This window comes from Collinsella aerofaciens (assembly GCF_005844325.1).
Taxonomy (GTDB): Bacteria; Actinomycetota; Coriobacteriia; order Coriobacteriales; family Coriobacteriaceae; genus Collinsella; species Collinsella aerofaciens_G.
In genome coordinates this window covers 105,269-118,226 of the sequence record NZ_SPFY01000001.1, presented here as the reverse complement: position 1 = coordinate 118,226, position 12,958 = coordinate 105,269, and the positions used below count along the sequence as shown (strand labels likewise).

The window sequence follows — 12,958 nt, the reverse complement described above, 5'->3', positions numbered from 1 at the left end:
CGCAAGCTCAAAAACAACGTCTATCTGCGGAGAATCGCCCCTGTGCAGGATGTGTTTTCTTCTGCGCAGGGGCGCTATTTTTTCTGAAAGGAGATCATCATGGCTGAAAAACAAACCAGCAAAGACCGGATGCGGGAGATCGTTGACAGCATCGAAAACGGCATCAAGGAGCTGTTCGAGAGCGATAAGTACCGGAAGTACCTTGCCACCATGAGCCGCTTTCACCGCTACTCGGTCAATAATACCATGCTCATCTATATGCAGCGCCCCGACGCCACCCATGTGGCGGGCTTCAACAAGTGGCGCGATCAGTTCGGCAGGAACGTCCTGAAAGGCGAAAAAGGCATTCGCATCATCGCTCCCACTCCCTATAAGAAAAAGGTCGAGGAAATCAAGACCGACCCCGAAACCAATGCGCCGGTGCTGGATGCGGACGGCAAGGCCATCATTGAGGAAAAGGAAATCCGAATCCCTATGTTCAAGGTGGTATCCGTCTTTGATGTGTCGCAGACTTATGGAAAGCCCTTGCCCCAGCTTGCCGCCGATCTGAGCGGCAATGTGCAGCAGTATGAGGTTTTCATGGAGGCGCTGCGCCGTGCTTCTCCCGTTCCGATGGAGATAAAGCCCGTTGCGCGGGATACGGACGGCTTTTTCAGCATTAAGGCGCAGAGCATCACCATCCGCGCCGGTATGAGCGAGGTGCAGACGGTATGTGCCGCCGTCCATGAGATTGCACACGCCAAGCTCCACGACTACGAACACATGACGGAGCTTGCGGACGATGGTGAGACGATCCTTGTCCCCGGCGAAAAGAGCCGCAACACCGAGGAGGTCGAGGCCGAAAGCATCTCCTATGCGGTCTGCCAGTATTACGGCATTGAAACGGGAGAAAACAGCTTCGGCTATATCGCCACATGGTCAAAGGGCAAGGAGCTGAAAGAACTTCGCGCCAGTCTGGAAACCATCAACAAGACTGCCTCCGAGCTGATTACGGACATTGACCGGCACTTTGCGGAGATTTGCAAGGAGCGCGGCATTTCTGTGGAGAAATCCGAGCAAGCGGAAAGCCAATTAAAAGAGAACAGCAATATGTCTGCGGCTGACTTGGCAAAAAGCATTTCAGAGCTGTATCTCGATGCGAATGGCCTTGCCTTTCTCAGCGAATTTGCAAGTCAGGAAGATTGCCTCCAGCATTTCTACGAAGATCTGTTGACAGGAGCAGATGAGATAAAAGGCTTCCTGTCCGAAACACTTGAGCAGAGCGATGAATACGCGCACAGAGCGAATGAGCTGCTGTTGGAAGTTGAGGCATTTCAGAAAAGTCACACTTCCTTAAAGGAACTCGACGCTAATGAGCGTTGGTATGCGGTTGATGGTGGGAGCAAGCATCTTCGCATAACAGAAGATGGTGCAAAATATGCCTATGAACTTTACGACAAGGACACTCTACACCTTCTGGAAAGCGGAACAGTACATGACGATGATGTAAACTTTCTTTTGGCGGCTGCGATTCGTATCTGCGAAACACATGGCTATGATAAGACCGTGCCGTTTGAAGTTTTGTCAAACAAGTTTGCAGGGATTTTGTACTCACTCGAATTGTCATCGGACGACAATCAGGTTGTTCACGAGGAGGCCGGTTCTCGTGCCGCAGGCACACTTCCAACTTCGCCAGAGCTGGAACAGGCCACCCCGATGCCCGACCCCACGCTGACGGTGGACGATATGCGCAGCTATGGGTATCTGGACGGCGATATGCTCCCGCTTTCCAAAGACCGGGCGCTGGAGCTGCTGGAGCATGACATCACGGTTTATATGCTCCATCCCGACAACGCCGAGGAAATGGTCTTTGAGGCCGAAGACATCATCAAGCACGACGGAATGTTCGGTATCACAAGACCGGATTGGGATGCGGTCAAAGGCCATATTCCTCCCCGCGATGTGGAGCAGCGCTTTTTGAACAGTCCCACCGATTCTATGGCGATCTACCAGCTACGCCGGGATGCGCCGGTCGAGCTGCGTTTTGCCAATCTCGGCAGTTTGGCCGCGCCGCCTGACCCTGCCAACTATGAAGCCATCTATACCCGCGAGGTGTACCCGGACGATGATACCGGCAGAATCCTTGAAAACTTCTACTACATTTTCAACGACGAGCGCCCCGGCGATTTTGTGGGACACAGCCTCTCCGTCAGCGACATCGTTGCGCTGAAACAGGACGGCAAGGTATCCTATCACTACTGTGACAGCATGGGATTTCAGGAGCTGCCCGCCTTTCAGAAACCGGAGAATTACCTGAAAGCCGCCGAAATGTCGATGGAGGATGATTACGGCATGATCGACGGCATTATCAACAACGGCCCCAAACAGCCCACCGTCGCCGACCTTGAAGCACAGGTCAAGGCCGGTATGTCCATCTCCCTGATGGATTTGGCAGAGGCGGCACACCGGGAAAAGAAAAAGTCTGTGCTGGAGCAGCTCAAAAGCCAACCGACCCAAGAACGTCCACACAAAACAGCGCCCAAAAAGAGCGCGGAAAAGGAGCTTTGATATGAACATCACCTTTGAAGAACGCCAGCTTATGAGCCTCTACAACACCGGTACCCGCACGGGCTTGATCGCGGCGCTGGAGGAAATGCGCGGCTACCTCGCTGCGGATGAAACGGAGCTGCGGGAGCTGACGGACAGCGCCATCGCAAAGCTGCGCAGGATGAGCGACGCAGAATATGACGCGCTCGACCTGTTCCCCGATTTTGAAAAGGAGGATATGGATGCCGAGTAAAGTACAGCTCTATGCGCAGATGGCAGACCGCACGGCGGAGCAGATCACGGGAAGCTACCAGAAGTGGACGGCATTTCTGACCACCGCCGCAAGGCTGTATAAGTACCCCTACAATGAACAGCTCATGATTTTCGCCCAGCGCCCGGAAGCCACGGCCTGCGCGGAATACGATCTTTGGAATAAGCAGATGCGCCGCTATGTGCGGCGAGGCAGCAAGGGCATCGCCCTTGTGGATACCAGCAGCGACCAACCCAAACTCCGATATGTATTCGATGTTTCCGATACCAGCGGCGGCGAGAACTCTCGCCGCCCTTATCTTTGGGAATACCGGCAGGAGCATCGTGAGGTGGTATCTGCGGCGCTGGAACAGCGCTTCGACGTTTCCGGTGAAAACGGACTTGCCGATCAGATGGAGCGTGTGGCGGCGCAGCTTGTAGATGAATACTGGCACGACAACTGGCGCGATATTGTCGGCATCGTTGACGGTTCCTTTTTGGAGGACTATGATGAGTTCAACATCGGAGCCGCTTTTCGGAACGCCGCCGTTGTCAGCACCACCTATGCGCTGCTGTCCCGCTGCGGGATGCAGCCGGGAGATTACTTCGAGCATGAGGATTTTCTGAATGTCTTTGATTTCAATACCCCGCAGACCGTCGCCGCTCTTGGAACGGCCATCAGCCAGTCCAGCGAGCTGGTGCTGCGGCAGATCGAAGTCACCATCAAGAATTATGAGCGCGAGAAAATCGCGGAAAGGAGCGAAAGCCATGAGCGAACTGACCTACACCCGCAGCGGGGATTATCTGATTCCCGACCTGAGCCTGACAGAGCAGCCGCAAGCCCCGCTGGGCAAGTACGGCAGGATGCGGAAGGATTACCTGAAGGAGCATCGTCCGGTGCTGTGGAACAGCCTGCTGCTGTCCGAGAAGCTGTACCCCCATCTGCGGGAGATCGACGAGGCGGCGAACAACCGGCTGGAACAGATGATGCCGGAGCTGATGAAGTCGGCGGGCGTGACGGAATCGCTGAAAGCCAGCGACCCGATGAAGTGGGTAGGGCTGATGAACACGCTGAAAGCGCAGGCCGAGGAAACGATCCTCACGGAACTGGTGTTCAGCTAAATATGTTCGATGCCCCTGCTGGGGCGCAGATGTCCTTCTTCCCCTCAGAGGCAGAACAAATTCAATCCATCGCAGAAGCGGAGAGTGTAACACCCTCCGCTTTTTCTATGTTCATTTCTCAGGATGATATTGACCACATCCTGCGCGCGGGCGGTAATGCGGATGCAGCGCGGATGAAAATTGCTGCGGAATTCTCCAAGCAAAAACCTTTAGAGGATTGCGCGGCATTTCTGAAAGCTCTTTACTACGGCGGCAACGGCCTGATTACGGATAACGGCAGGCTTTCCGCATGGTACGGGGACGATGGTATCCATATTGCAACCGGAGATACCTCTCGCTATCTTCGTTCTGCCCAAGTGATAGGCTGGGCAGATGCGGCGGAGCGTATTGAGGAGCTTCTGGACGGCGGCGCATTTGCCACCAATCTTGAGGTCACGGAAGCCCCGCGCTATGAGCGGCTGGGTATTGCTGTGGATGTCTGGAACCTTTATCACGATTTCTCGGATGAAGCAAAGTCGCTGGGGTATCTGTCCTGCTTGGGTAATATCCATAGCACCAGCTTTCCAGAGGAAACGGAGCGTCTGACGGACGATCTGCTGAATCCGGCGTTCCGGGATAGGCTCCTGTCGGAATACAAGGTATTCATGGACGCTTACCGCGAAAACCGTGCGCTGCTGCGCTTCCATTACCACAAGTCGCAGGCACTTCTCACACGTTTGGAAGATTTGTCCCTTCCGCGAAAGGAATTCCGCTCCGATATGGAGGCTATTCCAGAAACCGGCAGGTTTATCACCGAAGATGAAATTGCGGCTTCTCTTGCAAACGGGAGCAGCTTTGAGGGTGGAAAGACCCGCATCTATGCGTTTTTCCAGACTTCGCACACTCCCAAGGAGAATGCCGATTTTCTGAAAAAGGAGTACGGCATCGGCGGGCATACCCATGCCGTATCCAGAGAAAGCGGCAGCTATGAAGATCACGGCAGCAAAGGCATTGTGCTGAAAAAGAACGGCTGTGCAGACATTCAGATGAATTGGAACAAGGTCGCTTCGCGCATCTCGGAGCTGGTTCGGTTGAATCGCTACCTTACGCCGGATGAGCAGGCAGCCTATGACAAGGAAATGGCGCAGGACGCCATGCGGAACGCGGTTTATAACGACTATAACGACGTAAAGGCGGCGCACCCCGATGAAATTGTGCTGTATCAGGTTGGGGACTTCTTCGAGCTGTATGGCGAGGATGCGCGGGCAGTTGCAGATGATCTCAGCCTTGAGCTGACGCGCCGCAATTTGGAGGGAGTAGGCCGTGTTACCATGTGCGGCTTCCCTGCAAAGGATTTGGAGAAATACGTTGAAAAGCTGCGGGAAAAGCATGATGTAACAATTTCGCGCATTGGCGATTCCGGCCATGAACACACGGCATATACGCTTCCGTCCATCGACCACGAGGCAGAACAGGCCATCAATGCTTATGAAGCAGAGTTCGGCGCGGACGGCACAAGGGTGATCCGCGATCCTGCCGCCGACGCGCCGCAGCCCACGGTACGGGAGCTGTTTGACGGGTACAAGCTGACCGTTGGCAACGCGCTTTCCAAAGATACGGCTTTTGTCAATGCCTGCCGCAATTCAGACCGCCAGAACGCTTATCTGGAGGGAGCGGACGCTATCCGTCGTATTGTCACGGCATCTGATGATCTCCAGCTTGTCCGCCTGTACTTTGATATGCCCGCGTTCCATAACCGGCTGCATCAGGAGCTTTTGGAGGAACTGTATCCCACGCTGGCAGCGACGGTCGCACCCTCTCCCTATCAGATCACACAGGAGGACATTGACAACGCGCTTCTGGATTGGCACAACAACCTAAAGGGCAAGCAGGAAGTCGCACTATATATGCAGGCGCATGGGCGAGAACGCAGCACCGCCGCATGGCTGGCTGCAAAATATGGCTGGGAAGATAGCAAAACTCCCATGTATATCCATGTAGGAAACGCCGAGCCGGTGACGCTCACATGGGCGCAGGTACAGCGGCGGTTGGCACAGCTCATCCGCGAGAATAAATTTTACGATGAGAATGAGCGACTGCGGTTATTTTCACCTGACCGATACTCCATTCGTCTGCATCCCGGCGAGGGCGGAATTACCGGCATTTGGGATGAGGTGTTGGAACGGTTCTGCGGAGATGGGGAACAAACGCTCCGCTTTGCAGAACAGAATAACGCCATTGCTTACTTGGATGGCATCAAACGAGATATGGGAATTGAGCTATCCCCTCCGGCGTTTACAACACCGCTTGGCTATACTTATCATATTGGAGATCGCATTTCATCCATAGAGTTAGACCACATAGCAGCAGTCGGCGTTATCGCGCGTGTAGATGAAGATCACGTCTGGCACACGTTACCGAACGTACCCGGACAGGAACCTGTCAGCATCGACCGCAATTCCTTTGAACGCTACCTCGACACCAGATATTTCGAGGTTTCTGAACCGGAGCCGCAGCGCGTCATTGCGGCGCAGCACACAGAACAGCCAACCCCGGAGACGCCGCAAGCGGTTCAAAACCTTATGGGGCAGCGCGTGGAAATTGATGGTAAGCTCTATAATGTTGATTCCGCAGATGAAACTGTCGCGCATCTCAGCGTCGTTTCATCCTCCAGCGAGAGCAATCACGATCCGGAACACAGAACCGAACCGGTTTCTGCTGTCCTCACACGAATTGCAGATCAGGGTCGTGAGCTTGCGCCGAATATTTCGGCATATCAGGCACTTCGTGCAGAGCATCCCGAAAAGCTCATCGGTGTCCGCGTCGGAGAACGGCTGCTTTTTTATGGCGCGGATGCAGAACGAGCCGCCAGCGCTTTGAATCGCCGCCTGCTGCAACGCGATATTCCCGGTATGGGCGAAACCGCTGTGACCGGCTATGATTTTGGACAATGGGCAAGCGCCGCAAAGCGGCTGCTGGAGCATGGACACAGCTTCGTGTTTGCGCAGCCAAATGAAACCGACGGCTATGATGTTATCAACGAGGCCGATGCCAAGGAGTATATCCCCATTGGCATGGAGCTGGAGATTGACGGACGGAAGTTTGTCATTGACAGCGTGAATTTCGGCGCAGATGAAGTATCTCTGCGCGATGTGACTTTTCAAAACAGGCAGGGCTTTCCCATCTTCCGCGCTGAACACATTGCGTTTGTACGCTCGTTTGTTGAAGAACAGGAACAGGAGCAGCCGCAGCCCATCACCAAACCCGTCGCGTTCTATCCCGCCGAGAAAACACACTTGCCCTACGACATAGAAATCCAGACGCTGCACATCCCGGAACCGGAGCATGACCCGCCCTCTGTGGAACCCGCCGAGCCTGAACCTCCCGCCATGAGCGAGGAAGAAGCGCTGATTCTGGAGCAGGAAGGCCGAGCGGCACTCTCGGAAATGGGCGAGTTTGTGCCTGATTTTGATGATGCCATCTCTCAGGCTGAGATCGACGAGCCTCCCGCACACCGTCCTGCGGTATCTATCCCCATTGACGGCGAGTGGCAGGACTTTCCCAGCGTCGCCGCTGCGGAGCAGGCCGCTTATGCTGACTTCAAGGCGGCAAGCCGCCGCAACGCGCAGAATTTCCACATCACCGATGATGCCCTCGGCGTCGGCGGCGCAAAAGCAAAGTTTCGGGCAAATATGGCGGCTATCCATCTCCTGCAAGGGCTGGAGTTTGAGGGCTTACAGGCCAGCCCGGAGCAGCAGGAAATCCTCTCCCGCTATGTGGGCTGGGGCGGTTTGGCTGATGCGTTCGATGAAAATAAACCAAACTGGTCGGACGAGTTTGCAGAGCTGTACGCCACACTTTCCCCGGAGGAATACGCTGCCGCCCGTGCGTCCACGCTGAACGCCCACTACACCAGCCCTACCGTCATCAAGGCGATCTATGAAGCGGTCGGCAATATGGGCTTCCAGACCGGTAACATTCTGGAGCCGTCTATGGGCGTTGGCAACTTTTTTGGCCTGCTGCCGGAGCAGATGCAGGGCAGCAAGCTCTACGGCGTGGAGCTGGACAGCATCACCGGACGTATTGCCAAGCAGCTTTATCCCAAGGCGGACATTACCATCGCGGGCTTTGAAACAACGGACAGAAAAGACTTTTACGACCTCGCCGTGGGCAACGTCCCGTTCGGACAATATCAGGTAGATGACCGGGCTTATAACAAGCTCGGTTTTTCCATTCACGACTACTTCTTTGCCAAAACCCTCGACCAAGTGCGTCCGGGCGGCGTGATCGCGTTCGTGACCTCCCGCTACACGATGGACAAGCAATCGCCCGAAGTCCGCAGGTACATCGCGCAGCGGGCGGAGCTGCTGGGTGCCATTCGTCTGCCCAACAATGCGTTCCGCGCCAATGCCGGTACGGATGTGGTTTCGGACATTCTCTTTCTCCAAAAGCGTGACCGTCCCATTGAGATCGAACCGGATTGGGTACACCTCGGCCAGAACGAGGATGGCTTTGCTATCAACCGCTATTTTGTTGACCACCCGGAGATGATTTTAGGCAGGCAGACCTCCGAAAGCACCCAATACGGCAAGCAGGATTTCACCGTTGTCCCCATTGAGGGGCTGGAGCTTGCAGATCAGCTCCATGATGCCGTGAAAAACATTCGCGGCACCTATCAGGAGGCGGAACTGCCAGAGCTGGGCGAGGGCGAACAGATCGACACGTCCATCCCCGCAGACCCCAATGTGAAAAACTACTCCTACACCGTGGTGGACGGCGAGGTGTACTACCGGGAAAACAGCCGCATGGTCAAACCGGAGCTGAACGCCACCGCCGCCGAGCGTGTCAAGGGCATGGTCGCGCTGCGGGATTGCGTGAATGAGCTGATTGCCCTGCAAATGGACGAGTACAGCGCAGAAAGCCGGATTCAGGAAGCGCAGACCGAGCTAAACCGCCTCTATGATGCGTTCTCCGCAAAACATGGCCTAATCAATGACCGTGCGAACCGTCTTGCGTTCTCTGACGATTCCTCTTACTACCTCCTGTGTTCACTGGAAGTGCTGGACGACGACGGAAAGCTGGAGCGCAAGGCGGATATGTTCCACAAGCGCACCATCAAGCAGCAGCGCAGCGTAGATTCTGTGGATACCGCCAGCGAAGCCCTTGCTGTCTGCATCGGAGAAAGAGCCTGCGTCGATCTCGACTTCATGGCCTCCCTCATGGGCGGCAGCGAGAAAATCCCGCAGATTGTTGAGGATTTGAAGGGCGTCATTTACAAGGAACCCAACAGTGGTCCGTTTGACTTGCAGGACGGCGGCGAGCATTGGGCAAAGGGCTGGCAGACGGCGGACGAATATCTCTCCGGCAACGTCCGGCAGAAGCTCCGTACCGCGCAGCGCGTGGCAGCGCGCGACCCATTCTTCGCTGGGAATGTGGACGCCCTGATTGCTGCCCAGCCGAAAGACCTTGAAGCCAATGAGATTGAGGTGCGGCTGGGTGCGACATGGTTTGATAAGAAGTACATCGAGCAATTCATGTACGAAACCTTTGAAACGCCCCGCTATCTGCGCGGACAGATCGAGATCAGCTATGTCCCGTACACCGCAGAATGGCAGGTTTCCCGCAAGAGCATGGTGCGCTACAACGATGTGGCGGCATTCACCACCTACGGCACAGACCGCGCCAGCGCCTACCGGCTGCTGGAGGATGCGCTGAACCTCCGCGATATTCGCATCTACGATACCATTGAGGACGCAGACGGACGGGAGCGCCGTGTCCTCAACGCCAAGGAAACCACCCTTGCCGCGCAGAAGCAGCAGCTTATCCGGGATGCGTTCAAGGACTGGATTTGGAAAGACCCGGAGCGGCGCGAAACGCTGGTACGGCAATACAACGAGGAAATGAACAGCACTCGTCCCCGCGAGTATGACGGCAGCCACATCGTTTTCTCCGGTATGAACCCGGAAATCACCCTCCGGGAGCATCAGAAAAACGCCATCGCCCATGTGTTGTACGGCGGGAATACGCTGCTGGCACACGAAGTTGGCGCGGGAAAAACCTTTGAAATGGTAGCCTCTGCGATGGAATCTAAGAGGTTGGGACTGTGCCAGAAATCCATTTTTGTCGTGCCGAACCATCTGACGGAACAGTGGGCATCCGAGTTTCTGCGGCTCTACCCTTCGGCCAACATCCTTGTCACTACCAAGAAGGACTTTGAAACCCACAACCGCAAGAAATTCTGCGCCCGTATCGCCACCGGCGACTATGACGCTGTTATCATCGGCCACTCGCAGTTTGAGCGTATCCCCATCAGCCCGGAGCGGCAGGAGCGGCTCCTTCATCAGCAGATTGAGGAAATCACCGATGGCATTCAGGATACCAAGCTCGCAGGCGGCAACAGCTTTACCATCAAGAGCTTGGAGCGCACGAAAAAGGGACTGGAGGCGCGGCTGAAAAAGCTGCAAGCCAGCGACCGCAAGGATGATGTGATTTACTTTGAACAGCTCGGCGTAGACAGGATGTTTGTGGACGAGTCGGACAATTATAAAAATCTTTTCCTCTATACAAAGATGCGCAACGTGGCAGGGCTTTCCACCACCGATGCGCAGAAATCCTCGGATATGTTCTCCAAGTGCCGCTACATGGATGAGCTGACCGGCGGGCGCGGCGTGGTGTTTGCCACCGGCACCCCGGTTTCCAACTCCATGACAGAGCTTTATACCATCCAGCGCTATTTGCAGCATGACCGGCTGCAAGAGATGGGTATGGGCCACTTCGATTGCTGGGCAAGCCGCTTTGGTGAAACCACCACCGCGCTGGAGCTTGCCCCGGAGGGAACCGGCTACCGGGCAAGGACGCGCTTTGCAAAGTTTTTCAACTTACCCGAATTGATGAATCTGTTCAAAGAGGTTGCCGACATCAAAACGGCGGATCAGCTCCACTTACCCACGCCGGAGGTTGTGTATCACACCATCGCCACCAAACCCACGCAGATCCAGCAGGACATGGTGAAAGCCCTCTCGGAACGAGCGTCCAAGGTACACAGCGGTGCGGTCAGCCCGGATGTGGACAATATGCTCAAAATCACCTCGGACGGACGCAAGCTGGGGCTTGACCAGCGCATCATCAATCCCATGCTCCCCGACGAGGAAACCACCAAGGTCAATCAGTGCGTGGCGAACATTCTCCAATACTGGCGCGACGGCGAGGAGGAAAAACTGACACAGCTTGTGTTTTGCGACATTTCTACGCCAAAGTCCACGCCCTCGCAGCGGGCGGCAAAGGCTTCCCCCGGTACGCTGGACAGCCCGGAAATCCATGCGCTGGAGAGCGCGATTTCATTGGAGGAAAGTGCGGAAACGCCGTTCACGGTCTATGAGGATGTGCGCCAAAAGCTCATTGACGCCGGTATGCCCCCGGAACAGATCGCGTTCATCCACGATGCCAATACGGAGGTCAAAAAGCGGGAACTGTTCGCAAAGGTACGCAGCGGTCAGGTGCGCGTCCTGATGGGCAGCACGGCCAAGATGGGCGCAGGAACCAACGTACAGGATCGTTTGGTCGCACTTCACGATTTGGATTGCCCGTGGCGTCCCCGTGATCTCACACAGCGAAAAGGCCGCATTGAGCGTCAGGGCAATCAGAACAAGCTCGTTCATGTCTGCCGCTATGTGACCGAAGGGACGTTTGACGCCTACCTCTGGCAGACCGTTGAGAACAAGCAGAAATTCATCTCTCAGATCATGACCTCAAAATCCCCGGTTCGCTCCTGTGAGGACGTGGACGCTACGGCGCTGTCTTTTGCGGAGATCAAGGCGCTGTGTGCCGGTGATCCCCGCATCAAGGAGCGTATGGATTTGGACATTGAGGTGTCCAAGCTAAAAATTATGAAGGCAGACCACAACAGCAAGCAATTCCGATTGGAGGACAGTCTGCTGAAATACTTTCCGGAAAAGATAGAAGAACACAAGGGCTTTGTTCGTGGGCTGGAGGCGGATATGCAGACCCTCGCAGCGCATCCGCTCCCGGCAGAGGGCTTTGTCGGCATGGAGATTCGCGGCGACCGGCTCACCGATAAGGAAAACGCCGGTGCCGCGCTGCTGGACACCTGCAAGGAGGTTAAGGGCAAAGACCCGGTACAGATCGGGAGCTATCGCGGCTTTACCATGTCCGTTGCTTTTGATTCCATGTGGAAAACGTACACGCTGACGCTGAAAGGCCGGATGACCCATCGCGTTGAACTCGGTTCGGATGCCAGAGGCAACCTTGTCCGCATCGAGAACGCGCTGGATAAAATGCCGGAGCGTTTGCGCAGCGTTCAGGAGCAGCTTGAAAACCTCTATAACCAGCAGGCGGCGGCAAAGGCCGAGGTCGGTAAGCCGTTTCCGCAGGAGCAGGAGCTGGCCGCGAAAACGGCGCGGCTCATTGAGTTGGATATGGAGCTGAATCTGGACGGCAAGGGACAGCCGCAGCCTGAGCAGGCGATTGCAAAATCGGCGCGGCCTTCCGTTCTGGACAGGCTGAAAGCGCCGCCTGTTCATGGCGCACCGGAAAAGCCCCACAAGAAAGAAATGGAGGCACGATAATGAAAAATCTCCCCGTTTACAAACACCCGGCATCCTATGCCAGAGAGCATGACGAGCTTGCCGCCTACCGCGCATCCAATCAAGCGAACACGGCCTGCAAGGAAGCGATTGAAACCGCCATCCGTGACCACTACCGGGATAACCGGCTGGATACAGCGGCGGTCGATCAGGTGGTGCAGCAGTTCGGCTATGACCGCGCGTTTCATATCCTTGCCATCACCGTCTGTCAAGCGGATTGGGACAGGCGCTATTCTCCCGACAACCGGGCATGGGCAAACGCCATGTCCATCCCCGCCAATCCTGACGCATGGGGTACTGACCGCAACTGCTATCTGGCCGTCAACAGCCATCCCGGTCTGGTCGATCTGTTTCTCAGCCAGACCCGCAAAGCCTACGCGCAGGAGCGGCAGAAAGCCTCTGTCCGGGACAAGCTGAAAAAGCCGCCTGAAACAACTTCGCCGAAAATTTCGGCGAAGTCCAAAGCCCCGGAGCGCTGA

General features: G+C 55.6%; 5 protein-coding genes. All 5 read left to right on the top strand.

All coding sequences use genetic code 11. The features are described 5' to 3' along the window. The first annotated feature begins 99 nt into the window (after positions 1 to 99). The 5 genes from FGQ61_RS00530 to FGQ61_RS00510 all read left to right on the top strand — a co-directional run bounded on the left by FGQ61_RS00530 (position 100) and on the right by FGQ61_RS00510 (position 12,958). Complete coding sequence (locus tag FGQ61_RS00530) at positions 100 to 2,547, top strand: YodL domain-containing protein (protein WP_138374218.1); 2,448 nt, start codon at positions 100 to 102, stop codon at positions 2,545 to 2,547. Position 2,548: 1 nt separating this feature from the next. Further along, entirely contained in the window at positions 2,549 to 2,779 is a 231-nt protein-coding gene (locus FGQ61_RS00525) for a transposon-transfer assisting family protein (protein ID WP_055270739.1), read from the top strand. 623 nt (positions 2,780 to 3,402) lie between these two features. Then, the gene (locus FGQ61_RS00520; RefSeq protein WP_334203708.1) at positions 3,403 to 3,897 is read left to right on the top strand and encodes a TnpV protein; all 495 of its coding nucleotides are present in this window, start codon (positions 3,403 to 3,405) and stop codon (positions 3,895 to 3,897) included. A gap of 2 nt (positions 3,898 to 3,899) precedes the next feature. Beyond that, a complete protein-coding gene (locus FGQ61_RS00515; RefSeq protein ID WP_138374216.1) occupies positions 3,900 to 12,461 on the top strand; it encodes a MutS N-terminal domain-containing protein in 8,562 nt (2,853 codons plus the stop codon). Further along, positions 12,461 to 12,958, top strand: a complete 498-nt coding sequence (locus tag FGQ61_RS00510; protein ID WP_138374215.1) for a DUF3849 domain-containing protein — start codon at positions 12,461 to 12,463, stop codon at positions 12,956 to 12,958. The genes FGQ61_RS00515 and FGQ61_RS00510 overlap by 1 nt, the downstream gene beginning before the upstream one ends.

Excerpts from the sequence above, each read along its gene's own strand:
- FGQ61_RS00525 (WP_055270739.1), top strand. The coding sequence starts at position 2,549 with ATGAACATCACCTTTGAAGAACGCCAGCTTATGAGCCTCTACAACACC.
- FGQ61_RS00510 (WP_138374215.1), top strand. The coding sequence starts at position 12,461 with ATGAAAAATCTCCCCGTTTACAAACACCCGGCATCCTATGCCAGAGAG.
- FGQ61_RS00520 (WP_334203708.1), top strand. The coding sequence starts at position 3,403 with ATGTCTTTGATTTCAATACCCCGCAGACCGTCGCCGCTCTTGGAACGG.
- FGQ61_RS00530 (WP_138374218.1), top strand. The coding sequence starts at position 100 with ATGGCTGAAAAACAAACCAGCAAAGACCGGATGCGGGAGATCGTTGAC.
- FGQ61_RS00515 (WP_138374216.1), top strand. The coding sequence starts at position 3,900 with ATGTTCGATGCCCCTGCTGGGGCGCAGATGTCCTTCTTCCCCTCAGAG.